Origin of the sequence: Paraferrimonas sedimenticola, assembly GCF_002282855.1 — a bacterium.
GTDB classification, from domain to species: Bacteria; Pseudomonadota; Gammaproteobacteria; order Enterobacterales; family Shewanellaceae; genus Paraferrimonas; species Paraferrimonas sedimenticola.
On sequence record NZ_NRIR01000007.1, the window covers coordinates 62132 to 78523 of the forward strand.

Consider the following 16392-nt stretch of genomic DNA (forward strand, 5'->3'; position numbering starts at 1 on the left):
AGTCCGATACCCATAAAAAAAGCCGGCTCTTTCAAGCCGGCTTTCTTATGCGGCGCTTCGACACGGGAGGCGAAGCGCGATGCTCGGTTTATGCAGCCGCATTGGCCGTTGCCAGGGCTACCGCTTCCTTAGCATTCTTCGAGAAACGCTCACGAAGACCTTGGAAGAATACAAACGCCGCTGGTACTAGCAAACAACCTACGAAGGTCGCAGCACAAATACCACCAAACGCTGCCCAACCAATGGCTTGCTGTGCGCCTGCACCGGCAGAAGCTGCAATCATCAGCGGAATCTGACCAATAGCGAATGACAATGCGGTCATAAGAATCGCACGCAGACGCAGACGGGTTGCAGTAATGGCCGAATCGACCAGACCCATACCGTCGGTTTCGCGCAGCTGCTTGGCAAATTCCACAATCAGAATCGAGTTACGTGCTGTCATACCAATCAGAAGTACCAATGCAATCTGAGTGTACAAGCTCACCGTGCCGCCGACTGCGAAACAGGCCAACAAAGTACCCAGTGCTGCGGTCGGTACTGGCAGTAGAATCGCCAGTGGAGTTAACCATGACTCGTACTGAGCCACTAGCAGCAGGTATACGATGACCATGGCCGCAGCAAACGCAACCGCTGCAGCGTTACCGGCTTCTTTCTCTTGGCGAGACAAACCAGACCACTCGTAGCTATAACCTTGCGGCAATTCAGCAGCTAGCTCTTCTAGCGCAGCAATCGCATCACCAGACGAGTACCCAGGTGCTGGAATACCGTTGATCAGTGCCGAACTGTTGATGTTGTATCGAACCAAAGTCGCTGGAGTGAATACGATCTCTGTATCGACCAAGTTACCTACACGCAGCATGTCACCCTTGTCGTTGCGAACAAACAAGCGGTCTAATGCGCGTTCGTCGTCGCGCTGCTCTGCCTTCGCTTGAACCATTACACGGAAGTTACGTCCGTCTAAGGTAAAGTCGTTCACATAGCTTCCGCCAAACTGAGCGTTCACCGTGTTAACCAGAGCGTCGATTTCAACGCCCTTCATGGCAGCGCGGTCTTCGTTGATGTCCAGTTTCATGTTTGGCGTAGCAACGCTGAAGGTTGAGAATGCTGCAGCAATTTCAGGACGCTCGTTGGCTTTTGCTAGGAAGTCATTCAGTGTGGCTTCCATTTCTGCAGGAGTACGGCCCATCTCGTCAAGCAACATGAATTCCACACCGTCAACGAAGCCAAGCTCAGGTACTGCAGGCAGACCAAACGCCATACCTAATCCTTCAGGCATCTCGTCGATAGCTTGCTGAATCTTCACGGTGAGCACGTCTTGGTGCAATTCAGGTCCACGCTCAGCCCAGTGCTTAAGCTTGGTAACCATCAAAGTCGAGTTAGACTGAGTCGATTCGTTCAACAGGTTGTAACCAGGAACCGCTACCACACTGGCAACGCCTTCCATCTGCATCACCTTTTCGGTCACAGTCGCAGTCGCCTGACGAGTACGCTCAAGCGAGGCACCTTCTGGCAGGTCGATCATGGTGAACACCACGCCTTGGTCTTCCGACGGGAATAACGCATCCGCCAGGTTGCCTTTAATACCCACGGTGCCCACTAGCAATACCGCTAGTAAACCGAAGGCCAACGCCAAACGCTTGGCAAGGAACGCAACGCCAACGCCAAAGCGTTCGGTGAAGCCTTCAAGCATTTTGTCAAAAGCTTGCAAGAATTTAGGCTTGTCTTCCATCTTCATCAACATAGCAGACAGCGCTGGAGTCAAGGTGACCGCAACCAAGGTAGAAATCAGTACCGCGATTACCAAGGTCTGACCGAATTGACCGTAGATAATACCTACCATACCGGCCATGGTCAGCGTCGGTGCGAATACCGCAACCAATACCGCAGCAGAAGCAATTAGTGGACCCAAGACGGTTTGCATGGCTTTGATGGTGGCCTGTTTTGGACAGGTCTCGCCTTCGTGCATTAAGCGCTCAACCGTCTCAACCACAATAATCGCCGCATCAACCACAATACCAATCGCCAGAATCAAACCGAACAGCGAAATGGTGTTGATGCTCATACCCAAGCCTTGCATGACTGCAAAGGTGGCGACCAAAGACACAGGAATTGCCGAACATACAATCACGGTCGCGCGCCAGGTACCCAAGAACAACCAAGTAATTGCTGTAACAAGAATTACCGCAATAACAAGGGTCTCGTAAGCCGCATCTAGGGTTACGTTGATATTGTCAGTCGCGTCGTATGCCAGCTCGTAGTCCATGCCTTTCGGGAAGTTCTTAGACATTTGCTCTAGCTGGTCACGAATATTGGCAGCAACTTCTACCGCGTTCGCTGATGGGTCTTGGTAAATCGCAAGGGTTACCGCTTGGTGACCGTTTTGGAAGGCATCGTACAAGTACTGGTTAGCACCCAGCTCTACGTCCGCCACGTCTTTAACGCGCACGATAGAGCCATCAGGGTTTGAGCGCAGACGCACTTCGCCAAACTCTTCGGCGTTTTTCAAACGACCACGCACGGTTACCGTGTATTGCCATTGGTTGTCGCCAACCACAGGCTCTGCACCCAGTGTACCGGCACTGCGAGTTTGGTTCTGGTTGTAGATGGCGTTAATTACGTCATCGGCAGTCATGTCCAAGGCCAACAGGCGCTCAGGCTTCAACCAGATACGCATCGAGTATTCTTTCTCGCCCAGAATTTCAATTTTTGAAACCCCTGGAGTACGAGCAATGCTCTCTTTTAGGTACTTAGATGCATAGTTAGAAATGGTGATCGGGTCTTTGCTGTCGTCCGGGGTGTACAAACTCGCCAACATCAACATAGACGGAGATACTTTCTCAACGAAAACACCTTCGCGCTTCACGCCTTCTGGCAGCAACGGCATGGCCGCGTTAACGCGGTTTTGCACCAAAGTCGCGGCGCGGTCAACGTCCATTCCGGTCTTGAAGAAAACGTTTAGCGAGTACTGGCCTGAGTTACCCGAGTTGGAACGCATGTAGATCATGTTCTCTACACCGTTCACCTGCTTCTCAATCACAGAAGCTACAGTATCGTTTACCACCTGGGCGTTAGCACCGCGGAAGTTCGCAAATACGTTTACGGTTGGAGGAGCAACAGCTGGGTAGAGGCCTACTGGCATCTTCACCATGGCAGCCGCACCTACCAAAGTCATCAGAATCGCGAAGACAATGGCAAATTTGGGGCGGTCAATAAAAAATCGAATCATGGATTAGCCCTCGATCGAAACAGGTTCACCAACTGCCAGGCGCGATTGCCCCTGAACAATGACTTGAGTGCCTTCTTTCACGCCGTATACAACGCGGTTTCCGTCTTGAGCATCGCCGGTGGTGATGTCAACACGAACGACCTTGCCGTCTTCAACCGCGTAAACGTAGTTTCCGTCAGGGGCACTGATAACCGCCTGCTGAGGCAGCATCATGGCATCAGCGATTCGAATCACTTGTAGCTGTGCGTACTGGCCCGAGTACAGGGTCCGGTCAGAGTTATCGAACTCAACCTTCATCGCCAGGCTACCAGTGGATGGGTTAATTTTGTTGTCAATAGACGTCACTTCGCCTTCTTGTTGCATTACAGTGCCGTCGATTAGCTGCAGACGAGCGCGGAAGTCCGCAGTGCCTTGGCGCAGATCTTCGATCATCGCTAGTAGCTTCTTCTCATCTAGGTTGAGAACCACTTCAACTTTGGCATCGTTAACAATGTTGTTCAGTACTTGACCTGTGCTGATCAGCGCGCCTTCATCAAAGGTCTTCTCACCGATGACACCAGAGATAGGGGCAACAATTTTGGTACGTTCAATGTCCAGCGCGATGCGGTCAATTTGACGCTCTAGCAGCTGTACCTGGCCTTGAGATAGTTTGAAAGTGGTTTCGACTTCGTCGCGCTCTTGCAGCGACAGGCTTTCTTTCAAGCGAGTAGCACGATCGTATTCGCGCTTGGCCATTTCAAGTTGAGTGTTGGCAATCGCCAGCTGAGAATCGAGCTCGGCTTTGGCCAGCTCGTAATCTACCGCGTCCAGTTCGTACAGCAACTGGCCTTTTTCCACTTGCTCACCGGCTTTTACGTGGGTTTTTAGCAAGTAACCTTGGGTACGGCTGCTCACTTCTACCATGTCTTTTGGTTGAACCAGTGCAGAGTGGGTTTCTACGAATTCGTTTTGGCTGGTTTGGCTGACAACCACTGGCACGCTTTGTGGCGCTAGCTCTTGATTAGCTGCCTGGTTGACTTCGCTACCACAGCCAACAAGGGTCGCTGCAACGACCATGGCTAATAGTGCTTTCTTCATTGTGTACTCCCGTGTTTTCCACTATCGCCACCTACTACCCGCATGATTCAGAAGCGATATTTTTGTGTGCCGTAAACCCAAACAAGACAGGGGTTTATTGACACTACCAAGTTAGCGCTAGTTTGCTGTGATGGATGTGTCATAGGCGTTCACCTTAGTGTGAAGCTCAGCCTATGCAGTTTTCGCGTCGAATTTCCGGGACTTAACCAACACAAAAAGCCCGCTGTTGTTGCAGCCGGCATCAAATTTGGTTTACGAGCGGAATTTCGCGTCCATCGAGACAAAACGCTACTTGTGCAGTTAAAAGATTGGGGAAAACTACCTAATTTAGGGGATGCTGAATAGTCGGGATTAGTTCATATCTGAACAGGTTGTATTTTTCCTAATGAAATCAGGCACAAAAAAAAGGGCCGCTCGGCCCTTTTGTTTTAAATATTGCGAACTACTTCACAACTCGCAAGTGACTGCGGTCTTTGTTCTTAGGTTTTGGTGATGATTCCGAAGCATTGGAATCGCTCACTAACTCAGGCGCTTGTTCTACTTCGTCTAACTCCTGCTCTAGAGGCATTTCAGACTCAAGATCGTAAGCGTCTTCCGCGTCAAACACAGTACCAGCACCGTTTTCACGAGCGTAGATAGCAATGATCGAAGCCATAGGTAACACGACTTGGTGAGGTTTTCCGCCGAAGCGCGCGTTAAAGCGCACTTCGTCATTGCCCATTTGTAAGCCGACCACGGCCGAGCTCAAAATGTTCAACACAATCTGTCCATCCTTGACGTATTGTTGCGGTACCTGAGTGCCGGCTACGGTTGCGTCCACCACAATGTGCGGTGTCAGTTCGTTATCGCTAAGCCACTCGTAGTAGGCTCGCAATAAATAAGGACGATTGGGAGACAAAGCCATGATTAGATGCTCATTCTCATTTCGCGCTCAACTTCGGTCAGCGACGCTTTGAAGCTCTCGCGCTCAAATACGCGTTTCATGTAGGCCTTGATGTCTTTACCAGCAGCAGTCTCAATTGAGATGCCCAGGACTGGCAAACGCCACAGCAGCGGAGCCACGTAGCAGTCCATCAAACCGAACTCTTCGCTCATGAAGAAAGTGTACTCGGCAAACAGAGGCGCCAAGCTCAAAATGCTTTCTTGCAACTGACGACGGCTAGCATCGGCGTTAACGCCTTTGGTGATGTTGTCCACCAACTGATACCAGTCGTTTTCGATGCGGTACATCATCAGACGGCTTGAACCGCGAGATACTGGGTACACAGGCATCAATGGAGGATGCGGGAAACGCTCGTCCAAGTATTCCATGATGATGCGAGACTGGTACAACACCAACTCGCGGTCAACCAAAGTAGGAACTGTATTGTAGGGGTTTAACTCTACCAACTCTTCCGGTAAATGGTTTGGGTCTACCTGAATGACATCAACGCTAACTCCTTTTTCAGCCAACACGATACGAGTCTGGTGGCTATGCAAATCACTGGCGCCGGTATACAGCGTCATTACAGAGCGTTTGTTGGCAGCAACCGCCATAAGTCCCCTCCAAAAATATTATTTCAAACACAGCAACGAGGAGCGAATGCTCCCCGTACACTAAACCGCACATTTTAACCGCAATTAAGGGTTAATGCACATCTTTCCAGTATTCTTTCTTCAGCAGGTAACTGAAGATAAATAGAATCACCAAGAAACCCAGTACCCAAACGCCCATGCGCTCGCGCTCTAGACGCATTGGCTCGGCGCTGTAGACCATGAATCCAGTGATGTCTTTCACCAGTTGGTCGTACTCTTCAGCGTTCATGCTGCCGCCGGTGGCAACAATGCTGCCATCTTCTTGCAGAACTGGAATACCTTGGTAAGCCTCTAACACGTGTGGCATACCCACTAATGGGAATACTGTGTTGTTGGTACCAAATGGGCGAGTCTCATCTTTGTAGAAAGACTTTAAGTAGCTGTATACCCAGTCTTCACCACGAACACGAGCGGCTAGAGTTAGATCCGGTGGCGCGGCACCAAACCACTTGGCCGAATCTTCATCGTCGATGGAGTTTTCCATCAACTCACCGATTTTGGCACCAGTGGTGATCAGCTCGTTGCGCATCACGTCGACAGGAATGTCTAAGTCCTGTGCAACGCGCTCGTAGCGCTGGTAATGGGTTGAGTGACAACCAAAGCAGCTTTCCATGAAGGCCTTGGCACCACGCTGTAGCGATTCGGTATCGTTCAAGTCGATATTCGCCTTAAACGGAACCGGTGCGCCCCCTGCGGCCAGTACCAGACTAGGTAGCAAGGCCACGATAGCAATCAATAGCTTTTTCATTATCCAGTAACCCTCTCTGGTACAGGCTTGCATTTTTCGTTCTTACTGTAGAGCCATAGGAAGGCGAAGAAACCGAAGTACAGCAGGGTGAAGATTTGCGCCAAAATCGTCTTAATGTTGTCTGATGGCAGTGCACCCAAAATACCCAGCACGATGAAGCTAACCACCAATTGAGCAATGTTCAGCTTGTGCAGGTTACTGCGGTAGCGAATCGACTTAACTTTGCAGCGGTCAATCCAAGGCAACAAGAACAGAATAACAATGGCCAAGCCCATTACGATAACACCACCCAGCTTGTCTGGAACCGCACGCAACATGGCGTAGAACGGGGTGAAGTACCATACCGGAGCAATGTGCTCTGGCGTTTTCAGCGGGTTAGCTGGTTCGAAGTTTGGCTTCTCTAGGAAGTAGCCACCGCCTTCTGGCATGAAGAAGATGACGTAGCAGAACAGAATCAGGAAGCCAGCCACACCCACAATGTCTTTCACTGTGTAGTATGGGTGGAACGGAATGCCGTCAACAGGCCAGCCGTTTTCGTCCTTGTTCTTCTTGATTTCGATGCCGTCTGGGTTGTTAGAACCCACTTCGTGCAGTGCGATGATGTGCAAGAACACCAATACAACCAGTACTAGCGGCAGCGCAATCACGTGCAGTGCGAAGAAGCGGTTCAGGGTTGCACCAGACACCACGTAGTCACCACGGATCCACAGAGTCAGGTCGTCACCGATAACCGGAATAGCACCGAACAGAGAAATAATTACCTGCGCACCCCAGTAGGACATTTGTCCCCAAGGCAGCAAGTAACCCATAAAGGCTTCAGCCATTAGAATCAGGAAGATCAACATGCCGAAGATCCACAGCAATTCACGAGGCTTTTGATAAGAGCCGTAAATCACACCGCGGAACATGTGCAGGTAGACCACCACGAAGAAGGCCGAGGCACCGGTAGAGTGCATATAACGCAGCAACCAACCGTACTCGACGTCACGCATGATGTACTCAATCGAGGCAAACGCGCCTTCCGCGGTTGGTACATAGTTCATGGTCAACCAAATACCGGTCAACAGCTGGTTTACCAGTACTAGCATGGCGAGCGAGCCAAAGAAGTACCAGAAGTTAAAGTTTTTTGGCGCCGGGTACTGACCAATGTGCTTGTTGTAGGTAGCAGTCATTGGGATACGGGCGTTAATCCAATCCATTAGTTTGTCCATTACGCGTTACCCTCCTGGTCAACACCAACCACTACGGTCGTGTCGTTTAGGTACTGGTGCGGCGGAACCACTAGGTTTAGCGGTGCAGGTACACCTGCGAATACGCGGCCAGCCATGTCGAATTTGGAACCGTGACACGGACAGAAGAAGCCGGCTTCGACGCCTTCAACTTGCTCGCCGAAAGAATCTGGCAAGTAAGTTGGTGAGCAACCCAAGTGAGTACAAATACCCACGCCGATAAAGAATTCGTCTTTAACAGCGCGCGTTGGGTTTTGCGCATAGCTTGGTTGCTGAGGTTCTTCAGAGTTAGGGTCGCGTAATTGGCCATCAAGGTTTTTCAATTCAGCCAATACTTTTTCGGTACGGCGCACAACCCAAACAGGCTTGCCTCGCCATTCCACCCGGATCAGTTGTCCAGGTTCTACTTTGCTTAGATCAATTTCGACCGGAGCACCGGCAGCTTTCGCTTTAGCGCTGGGATTCCAGGATTTAATAAAAGGTACTGCTACTCCAACAGCACCAACACCACCAATCACTGCGGTGGTTGCGGTCAGGAATCGGCGGCGTCCATTATTGACAGGCGCATTGCTCATCCACTTATCTCCCATGAGGGTGAAGGAATCTTATAGTTTTTTTATTAAGAGAGGTGACTCCCGCTTTTACAGGTTTTGCAAAAGCGCGCTCATTATAACGAAAAATTAGACAAGGATCATAGTGACTTTGGCAACTAATGTTGAGGGTTTGCTGCTTTTTTCTCTAGCTTATTGCGAATAATAGTCATAAACACTGTTTTATTAGCATTATGCAAAGTAAATTCGCCCATTTTGGGGAGCCTCAGCAAATATCAGGCAATAAAAAACCCGACCAGAAGGTCGGGTTTTTTGCAATTTCGATAGCGTAAAAATTAACGCTTCGAGAATTGTGGACGACGACGTGCTTTGCGTAGACCAACTTTCTTACGTTCAACGCGACGAGCGTCACGAGTAACGAAGCCAGCTTTACGCAGAGACGGACGTAGAGATTCATCGTACTGCATCAGAGCGCGAGTAATACCGTGACGGATTGCACCCGCCTGACCAGTAGTACCGCCACCTTTAACAGTAACAGTGATGTCCAGCTTCTCTAGAAGCTCAACCAGCTCAAGCGGTTGACGAACAACCATACGAGCAGTTTCACGACCAAAGTAAACGTCCAAAGAACGGTTGTTTACAGTGATGTTGCCGCTACCAGCTTTTACGAATACGCGAGCGGTAGAGCTTTTGCGACGGCCAGTGCCGTAGTACTGATTTTCAGCCATTTGCCTAATCCCGTTTAGATATCAAGAACTTGAGGTTGCTGTGCAGCGTGCTTGTGCTCAGCGCCAGCGTAAACTTTTAGTTTGCGGAACATTGCGCGGCCCAGAGGACCTTTAGGCAACATACCTTTAACCGCTTTCTCGATGATCATTTCTGGCTTCTTCTCGATCAGCTTCTCGAAGCTGATTTCCTTGATGCCACCTGGGAAGCCAGTGTGCGAGTAGTACATTTTGCCTTTGGCTTTGTTACCAGTAACGGTCACTTTGTCAGCGTTAACAACAACGATGTAGTCACCGGTGTCAACGTGAGGGGTGTATTCTGGCTTGTGCTTACCACGTAGGCGGCGAGCAACTTCAGTAGCCAAACGACCTAGAGTTTTGCCTTCAGCGTCAACAATGTACCAGTCGCGCTTTACGCTTTCTGGCTTAGCAGTAAAAGTTTTCATTTAACTTAAACCCAAATAAGTAGAGTCTGTCACACCGTCAAATCGCAGCTAGTGCTTTGATTCAACGAATCATTTTGCCTCGTTTAAACGCCCCTTCGAGCATTCTTAAAGGCTAAAAACATCCACCTTACGGCGGAGTAACGTGGGCAGGCGGCGAATTATAGACAATAGCGCATTAAAAATCATCAACTTTTTGCCTTAATCCCAACAAGGTGAATTAAGGTACGTGAGGCTGCGCTAAGTACTCGTGTGACTGCATCTCGGTCAAGCGAGACAAACAGCGGCGAAATTCAAATTCCAAGCCTCCGCTGGGGTACAATTCCTCGGCGGCCACTTGTGCCGAAATAATCAGTTTGACGTTGCGATCGTAAAACTCATCCACCAGCGCCAAAAAGCGCCTGGCGATGTCATCGCCGCCATAGGCTGGACCCATTGGAGTGACGTTTGCGAGCAACACAGTGTGGTAGATACGCGCCAGCTCCATGTAGTCGCGTTGGGAGCGGGGGCCATCGCACAGGGCTGTAAAGTCGACCAACAACACGCCGTCCGCCTGGCGTATAGTTTGGATCTCTCTTCCTTCAATGAGGATTGGAGTATTCTCTTTACCTTGTTCTGGTGCCAGTTGACTAAAGTATTGCAGCAATTGCTGCTCGGCTTGTTGGTCTAGCGGCCAATGGTAGATTTCTGCTTGTTCTAGGGTTCGCAAGCGATAATCGATGCCCGAATCCAACTCCATCACTTGGCAATGGCGCTTAATCAGCTCGATGCAAGGCAGAAAGCGCGCTCGTTGTAAGCCGTTGCGATACAAGTCATCTGGAACAATATTCGAGGTCGCCACTAACACCACGCCATTGGCGAACAAGGCTTCAAACAAGGTGGCAAGGATCATGGCATCGGTGATATCCGACACAAAGAACTCGTCAAAACAAATCACTTGGTATTGCTCAGCCAAATCCGCCGCAATCTTTGGCAGTGGGTCGCTCTCGCCCTTGCGTTGATCCAGCTCGTGATGGATGCGGTACATAAAACGATGGAAGTGAGCCCGCAGTTTTCGCTCGGTGGGTAGCGCGTGGTAGAAGGTATCCACCAGATAGGTCTTACCGCGCCCAACACCGCCCCAAAAGTACAAGCCCTTAACGCTTTGCTGCTTTTTGCCAAACCATTTGCGGGCTTTTTGAACAATCCAGTGGTCTGAATTGGCCTTTGTTGTCAGTTCGTCATACAATCCTTGTAACGCCTCAACTGCGCGCTGTTGCGCCGCATCGTAATGAAAATCGGGGCGATTCAGGTCGGCTTGATACTGCTGTAGCGGTGTTAACGCAGACACTGGGGACGTTCTCTTCCTTGGGGCTAACTGGGCGGTCATAGTACCACGCCCCACTCCACCAAGGTATAGTGAGCGAAAGCGCTGAAAAGATTTAAGGAGTCTTTATGGATTGGGCACTGGTTGTTGCCGCTTTTGTCGTCGGTTCTGTGGGTGGCTATGTAGCTCGCTCGCTTCTTAGCAAGTCGAATAATGATTCCACCGGTCAATTGGACCAAGCAAAATTTGCCCTTGAGCAACAAAAACAAGAAGTTTCTGATCACTTTGCTCAGACCCATGAAATCCTTGAACAGATCACTGATCAGGTCAATCGCCTCAATACTTATTGGAACGAGTCTTCCAAGAACATGCTTGGCGAAACCGCTGAAAAACAATTGGTTACATTTACTCCAGCCACGGTTAACGACGGTCAAGACCCAACCGAGTTGCCACCGAAAGATTACGTCCACGGCTCTCAGCAAATCATTGCGCCGCCTAATACTAAGGCCAGCTAAAGCAAATTTGAAAAGTCGCTCAACGCGACTTTTTTTACGTCTTATAATTGATCAAACGTTGAAAAAATCGCGTTTCGTCCATATGCCTTTATGGAACTAAACCAGTGGACATTAGTCACACTGTCACATAACCGTTTTCGAATTGAAGCAGTAATGGAGATGCCACCTTTATGAAGAAACGCCTACTGTTTGCAAGTGCAGCGATTTTATCCGCGTCAGTGAGTCTGACCTCTTTACCCGCAACCGCCGCGTTGCCTGCCACCGTTGATGGTCAGGCTCTGCCGTCACTGGCCCCTATGTTAGAAAGGGTCACCCCAGCGGTAGTTGCTGTCAACGTGTCTGGAACCCAAACTTCTCGTCAAGGCGTACCTGACATGTTCCGCTACTTCTTTGGCCCTAACGCCCCAGAAGAGCAAGTGCGCGAACGTCCGTTTCGCGGCTTGGGGTCTGGCGTGATTATCAACGCCAAAGAAGGTTACATCGTCACTAACCACCACGTGATTGAAGGGGCCGACACCATTAAAATCGGCCTAAACGACGGTCGCGAGTACGAGGCTGAGCTCATAGGCTCGGACGCCGAATCCGATGTGGCCCTGTTAAAAATCGAGGCCAAAAACCTGACCGAGCTGGACGATGCTAATTCTGACCAGTTGCGCGTTGGTGATTTCAGTGTGGCGATTGGTAACCCGTTTGGCCTAGGACAAACCGTTACCAGCGGTATCGTCAGTGCGCTTGGACGCTCAGGTCTAGGCATTGAGAGTCTTGAAAACTTCATTCAAACCGACGCAGCGATTAACTCGGGCAACTCGGGCGGCGCTCTGGTCAACCTGCGCGGCGAGCTTATTGGGATTAACACCGCAATCGTCGCTCCTGGTGGTGGTAACGTAGGTATTGGCTTTGCCATACCAATTAATATGGTTAACAACCTAGTTGACCAAATTCTTGAGTTTGGCGAAGTGCGCCGCGGCGTACTCGGTGTGCTGGGTCGCGAGCTCGATAACGAATTGGCACAGGCCTTCGGTTTGGAAACCAAGCACGGTGCTTTTGTCAGCCAAGTGATGGAAGACAGCGCGGCCGACAAAGCCGGATTGCAAGCCGGTGACATCATTGTCAGCATCAATGGCAACCCGATTAAGTCATTCCAGGCGTTGCGTGCCAAAGTGGGTACCTATGGTGCCGGCGCCAAGGTAACCTTAGTGGTGATTCGCGACGGCAAGAAAAAGAACTTCAAAGTGACGCTAGCGCAAGCGGACATGGAAACCGCCTCAGCCGAATCCCTGCATCCGGCGCTGACCGGTGCCGAGTTGGCTAACCATGACGATGGCGTTCAGATAACCTCTGTGGCCAACAACAGCCCGGCTGCTCGAGCTGGGTTGCAAGAAGGCGATGTGATTGTTGGTGTGAACCGCTCTCGAGTACAAGGCCTGAAGGCGTTGCGAGAGCAACTCGACGATGCCAGTGGCGCAATCGCGCTCAACATCAAGCGTGGTAATTCTAGCTTGTACCTAGTACTGCGCTAATCTGGTTTCGCTCAAAAGAGGCCGGTGTGATACACCGGCCTTTGTTTTTGCCCTGATAAAAGACAATGACTTAGGCTCACTTAGTGCTAAACTGGCGCCTAAGCTTCACAAACCCTATTGCGCAGCTAAAGAATAAAATGAATCTCAAAGGCCTCTTTATTTACCTCGGCAAAGCAGTGCTACTGGGCCTCACCATGGCCGCCGTGGTTCTGTTGTTGCTGCCAATGCTGAATCAATCAAAAATCCCATCACCCTTTAGCTGGGGACAACCTAGCGCCGAGCTCAGTTTTGCCTCGGCAGTGCGCAATGCCGCTCCCGCGGTGGTCAACATCTATAGCCTGCGTCAGACTCGCGCCTTATCTCGTCCCACTCTTCAAGGTTTGGGCTCAGGAGTAATAATGAGTGAACGCGGCTACATACTGACTAACTACCACGTCGTCAGCAAGGCCGACCAAATTCTGGTGGCGCTGCAAGACGGTCGGCAATTCGTGCCCAAAGTGATAGGTACCGACCCTCTGACTGACCTAGCTGTGTTGAGTATCGAAGGCGAGGACTTGCCGGTTGTGCCCTATCGCTTAGACACCAACCCTCAGGTAGGCGATGTGGTTTTGGCAATTGGCAACCCCTATAACCTTGGCCAAACCATTACTCAAGGCATTATCAGCGCCACCGGTCGCGTCGGTATGAGTGTGACTGGACAGCAAGACTTTCTGCAAACCGATGCGGCCATTAATGCCGGTAATTCCGGTGGTGCGCTTATCGATACTCGTGGCTTTTTGGTGGGTATTAACACCGCTGCATTCCAGCTTATGGCTGAAGGTGGTGGCCACGGCATTAACTTTGCAATTCCCCTTAAGCTCGCCCACGAGATTATGGTGAAACTGGTCGAGCACGGACGCGTGATTCGCGGTGAAATCGGTATCCAAGGCATGCCTATCGACCCGCGCTGGCGGCAAATGCTCAACCTACCCAACCTGCAAGGTATTCAAGTTTCCGCAGTGGAGCCCGGTAGCCCTGCCGAAAAGGCCGGTATTCGCCCTGACGACATTATTACGGGCTATGCGGATAAACCGGTAACCAATGCGCCTGCGCTGAAAGATTACATTGCTGAATCGGCGCCAGGCAGCGAGCTTGAGCTCACCATTAACCGCGCCGGCAAGCTCTACACAGTTAACGTCATTATCGCTGAACTCAAGTAATGTCAGTCACTCGTATTCTGCTGAGTTGGAGCTCGGGCAAAGACTCGGCGTACAGCCTGCACAAGCTGGTCCAGGACCCGAAGTTTGACGTGGTGGGCTTGCTCACCAGTTTTGATGAGCGCGCCCAGCAAGTGCCGATTCAAGGTACCCCAATCAGCGCGGTGCGCTTGCAAGCTAAGGCACTTGGGCTTCCATTGGTGGAAGTCCCTATGCCAAAAGATGCCAACAACCAAGAGTACCAAGCCCAATTGCTCAGCGCCTTGAGTCAGAGTTCACTGGAGTTTGACGGCCTGGCCTTTGGCGATTTGTTTCTCGATGGCATTGTTGAGTTTCGTCGTCAGTTGTTTGAGCCCGCCGGATACAGTTGCCACTTTCCTCTGCTAGGCCAAGCCCCCGCAACTCTGGCAAGAGAGATTCAAGCCGCTGGGATTAAAGCCTTTTTGGTCAGCACCCACCACCAGCACCTTTCTAACGACTTTTGCGGACGCGAGTACGACGCGAGTTTACTTAACGACTTGCCCGAAGCAGCCTGCCCTTGTGGCGAGCGCGGAGAATTCCACAGTTTCGTTTATGACAGCCCGCAATTTGCCTTCCCACTTAGAATACGCAAGGGCCAGCAAACCATCCTTAGCTACGCGTATCAAAAGGTGAAAATGCAACTACAGACCTTTGAGGTAGAAGCATAGTTTCTAAAAATCCGACGCAAAAAAACCGGTGACCAAAGGCCAACCGGTTTTTGTTTGCTTACACACTTTTAGCTGATTCGCTCAACCTTGGCGCCTAAGCCTTGGAACTTATCTTCGATGTGCTCGTAACCGCGGTCTAAATGGTAGATGCGATCCACCACTGTATCCCCTTCGGCCATAAGGCCTGCGATAACCAAGCTGGCCGAGGCGCGCAAATCGGTGGCCATCACCTGAGCTGAGCTCAGCCCTTGTTGCCCCTCGATAATGCAGGTCGAACCCTCTAGACTCATGTTGGCACCCATACGCATCAGCTCAGGCACGTGCATGAATCGATTTTCAAAGATGTTTTCGGTAATGGTTGCTGTGCCTTGAGCCAGACAATTTAGCACACAGAATTGCGCCTGCATGTCGGTTGGGAACGCCGGATATGGCGCAGTTTTGATACTCACCGCTTTAGGCTGCTCGCCCTTCATGTCCAGCTTGATCCAATCTTCACCGCACTCAATGTGAGCCCCGGCTTCTTCTAGCTTAGACAGTACCGCTTCTAGCGAGCCCGGATCGGCGTGAGTACAGGTCACACGACCGCGAGTAATCGCACCGGCCACCAAGAAAGTACCGGTTTCAATGCGATCAGGCATCACACGGTAATCCACACCGGACAGACGCTCAACACCGGTGACGCGAATGGTGTCGGTACCGGCACCTTCGATAATGGCACCCATGGCAATCAGGCAGTTAGCCAGATCCACCACCTCGGGTTCGCGGGCAGCGTTTTCAATGACAGTTTCACCGTCGGCCAATACCGCTGCCATTAGCAGGTTCTCGGTACCAGTAACGCTCACCATATCCATAAAGATGTTAGCGCCTTTGAGGCGACCTTCGACACGAGCCTTGATGTAACCGTCTTCCACCTCGATGTCTGCGCCCATGGCTTTTAAGCCCTGAATGTGCAGATTCACCGGACGGGCGCCAATCGCACAACCGCCAGGCAAGGACACGTCAGCCTGGCCATAACGCGCCAGCAGTGGACCAAGAATTAGAATCGATGCGCGCATGGTGCGCACCAAATCATACGGGGCGCAAAACTCGGTGATCCCTTGAGGCTTGATGCTGACCTTGTGACCAGATTGCTCGACCTGAGCGCCTAAGCACTCGAGCAGGCGACAGCTAGTCGCGACGTCGCGCAATTCGGGAACATTGCTCAGAACTACATCGGAATCGGCCAACACCGCGGCCATCAGAATCGGCAGGGCCGCGTTTTTTGCACCAGAAATGCGAACCTCGCCATCGAGCGGGCCGCTGGCGTTAATACGTAACTTGTCCAAGGCGATTATCCGTTAAAAATCTTTTCGCGCTGCCACTGGGCAGAAGTGAAGGCCTTGATGGTGATGGCGTGCAAAGTGCCGTCTTGAATTTTGTCCATCAAAGGGGCGTATACGGTTTGTTGCTGCACAACACGGCTCATGCCGTCAAATTGATCGCCCACAACGATGATTTTGTAGTGTGTGCCGTCTTGGCTCACTATGATGTCTTCCGCCTCAATGGCGTCAGTTAAAATGGCTTTGACCTGTTCGCAATCCATTTAACTTTCC

General features: G+C 51.0%; 16 protein-coding genes. 4 read left to right on the forward strand and 12 right to left on the reverse strand.

Annotated features, from left to right (window positions below; genetic code table 11):
* Positions 1-88: 88 nt before the first annotated feature.
* From CLC93_RS12800 to zapE, 10 genes are all read right to left on the reverse strand, one after another.
* The gene (locus CLC93_RS12800) at positions 89-3226 is read right to left on the reverse strand and encodes an efflux RND transporter permease subunit (RefSeq protein WP_095506373.1); all 3138 of its coding nucleotides are present in this window, start codon (positions 3224-3226) and stop codon (positions 89-91) included.
* A 3-nt stretch (positions 3227-3229) separates the two neighbouring features.
* Positions 3230-4303, reverse strand: coding sequence for an efflux RND transporter periplasmic adaptor subunit (locus CLC93_RS12805; protein ID WP_095506374.1), 1074 nt, complete (start codon positions 4301-4303; stop codon positions 3230-3232).
* 442 nt (positions 4304-4745) lie between these two features.
* Positions 4746-5210 (reverse strand): ClpXP protease specificity-enhancing factor, encoded by a 465-nt coding sequence (locus CLC93_RS12810; protein ID WP_095506375.1) that lies wholly within the window; start codon positions 5208-5210, stop codon positions 4746-4748.
* Positions 5210-5839: a stringent starvation protein SspA gene (gene sspA / locus CLC93_RS12815; protein ID WP_095506376.1), complete on the reverse strand. Its 630-nt coding sequence runs from the start codon at positions 5837-5839 to the stop codon at positions 5210-5212. The genes CLC93_RS12810 and sspA overlap by 1 nt, the downstream gene beginning before the upstream one ends.
* Positions 5840-5930: 91 nt before the next feature.
* The gene (locus CLC93_RS12820; protein ID WP_095506377.1) at positions 5931-6626 is read right to left on the reverse strand and encodes a cytochrome c1; all 696 of its coding nucleotides are present in this window, start codon (positions 6624-6626) and stop codon (positions 5931-5933) included.
* The gene (locus CLC93_RS12825; protein WP_095506378.1) at positions 6626-7837 is read right to left on the reverse strand and encodes a cytochrome b; all 1212 of its coding nucleotides are present in this window, start codon (positions 7835-7837) and stop codon (positions 6626-6628) included. Before CLC93_RS12825 ends, CLC93_RS12820 begins: the two co-directional genes overlap by 1 nt.
* Positions 7837-8430 carry a ubiquinol-cytochrome c reductase iron-sulfur subunit gene (gene petA, locus CLC93_RS12830; protein ID WP_095506379.1) on the reverse strand — a complete coding sequence of 198 codons (594 nt, stop codon included), beginning with the start codon at positions 8428-8430 and terminating at the stop codon, positions 7837-7839. Before petA ends, CLC93_RS12825 begins: the two co-directional genes overlap by 1 nt.
* A gap of 311 nt (positions 8431-8741) precedes the next feature.
* Positions 8742-9134 (reverse strand): 30S ribosomal protein S9, encoded by a 393-nt coding sequence (gene rpsI, locus CLC93_RS12835; protein ID WP_095506380.1) that lies wholly within the window; start codon positions 9132-9134, stop codon positions 8742-8744.
* 14 nt (positions 9135-9148) lie between these two features.
* Entirely contained in the window at positions 9149-9577 is a 429-nt protein-coding gene (gene rplM, locus CLC93_RS12840; RefSeq protein WP_095506381.1) for a 50S ribosomal protein L13, read from the reverse strand.
* 217 nt (positions 9578-9794) lie between these two features.
* On the reverse strand, positions 9795-10904 hold the full coding sequence (zapE, locus tag CLC93_RS12845) for a cell division protein ZapE (RefSeq protein WP_095506382.1): 1110 nt from the start codon (positions 10902-10904) through the stop codon (positions 9795-9797).
* 104 nt (positions 10905-11008) lie between these two features.
* On the opposite strand from zapE, the gene CLC93_RS12850 reads away from it, so the two are divergent.
* From CLC93_RS12850 to CLC93_RS12865, 4 genes are all read left to right on the forward strand, one after another.
* Positions 11009-11395 (forward strand): Z-ring associated ZapG family protein, encoded by a 387-nt coding sequence (locus CLC93_RS12850; protein WP_095506383.1) that lies wholly within the window; start codon positions 11009-11011, stop codon positions 11393-11395.
* Between the two features lie 170 nt (positions 11396-11565).
* Entirely contained in the window at positions 11566-12915 is a 1350-nt protein-coding gene (locus tag CLC93_RS12855) for a DegQ family serine endoprotease (RefSeq protein WP_095506384.1), read from the forward strand.
* A 137-nt stretch (positions 12916-13052) separates the two neighbouring features.
* Complete coding sequence (degS, locus tag CLC93_RS12860) at positions 13053-14114, forward strand: outer membrane-stress sensor serine endopeptidase DegS (protein ID WP_095506385.1); 1062 nt, start codon at positions 13053-13055, stop codon at positions 14112-14114.
* Complete coding sequence (locus CLC93_RS12865; RefSeq protein ID WP_095506386.1) at positions 14114-14800, forward strand: Dph6-related ATP pyrophosphatase; 687 nt, start codon at positions 14114-14116, stop codon at positions 14798-14800. Before degS ends, CLC93_RS12865 begins: the two co-directional genes overlap by 1 nt.
* 68 nt (positions 14801-14868) lie before the next feature.
* On the opposite strand, the gene murA is transcribed toward CLC93_RS12865, so the two are convergent.
* Positions 14869-16125: a UDP-N-acetylglucosamine 1-carboxyvinyltransferase gene (gene murA, locus CLC93_RS12870; RefSeq protein ID WP_095506387.1), complete on the reverse strand. Its 1257-nt coding sequence runs from the start codon at positions 16123-16125 to the stop codon at positions 14869-14871.
* A gap of 5 nt (positions 16126-16130) precedes the next feature.
* Complete coding sequence (locus CLC93_RS12875; RefSeq protein WP_095506388.1) at positions 16131-16382, reverse strand: BolA family protein; 252 nt, start codon at positions 16380-16382, stop codon at positions 16131-16133.
* Positions 16383-16392 lie beyond the last annotated feature (10 nt).

Excerpts from the sequence above, each read along its gene's own strand:
- CLC93_RS12805 (WP_095506374.1), bottom strand. The coding sequence starts at position 4,303 with ATGAAGAAAGCACTATTAGCCATGGTCGTTGCAGCGACCCTTGTTGGC.
- CLC93_RS12825 (WP_095506378.1), bottom strand. The coding sequence starts at position 7,837 with ATGGACAAACTAATGGATTGGATTAACGCCCGTATCCCAATGACTGCT.
- CLC93_RS12850 (WP_095506383.1), top strand. The coding sequence starts at position 11,009 with ATGGATTGGGCACTGGTTGTTGCCGCTTTTGTCGTCGGTTCTGTGGGT.
- CLC93_RS12800 (WP_095506373.1), bottom strand. The coding sequence starts at position 3,226 with ATGATTCGATTTTTTATTGACCGCCCCAAATTTGCCATTGTCTTCGCG.
- CLC93_RS12865 (WP_095506386.1), top strand. The coding sequence starts at position 14,114 with ATGTCAGTCACTCGTATTCTGCTGAGTTGGAGCTCGGGCAAAGACTCG.
- CLC93_RS12875 (WP_095506388.1), bottom strand. The coding sequence starts at position 16,382 with ATGGATTGCGAACAGGTCAAAGCCATTTTAACTGACGCCATTGAGGCG.
- degS (WP_095506385.1), top strand. The coding sequence starts at position 13,053 with ATGAATCTCAAAGGCCTCTTTATTTACCTCGGCAAAGCAGTGCTACTG.
- rpsI (WP_095506380.1), bottom strand. The coding sequence starts at position 9,134 with ATGGCTGAAAATCAGTACTACGGCACTGGCCGTCGCAAAAGCTCTACC.
- CLC93_RS12820 (WP_095506377.1), bottom strand. The coding sequence starts at position 6,626 with ATGAAAAAGCTATTGATTGCTATCGTGGCCTTGCTACCTAGTCTGGTA.
- CLC93_RS12855 (WP_095506384.1), top strand. The coding sequence starts at position 11,566 with ATGAAGAAACGCCTACTGTTTGCAAGTGCAGCGATTTTATCCGCGTCA.
- petA (WP_095506379.1), bottom strand. The coding sequence starts at position 8,430 with ATGAGCAATGCGCCTGTCAATAATGGACGCCGCCGATTCCTGACCGCA.
- rplM (WP_095506381.1), bottom strand. The coding sequence starts at position 9,577 with ATGAAAACTTTTACTGCTAAGCCAGAAAGCGTAAAGCGCGACTGGTAC.
- sspA (WP_095506376.1), bottom strand. The coding sequence starts at position 5,839 with ATGGCGGTTGCTGCCAACAAACGCTCTGTAATGACGCTGTATACCGGC.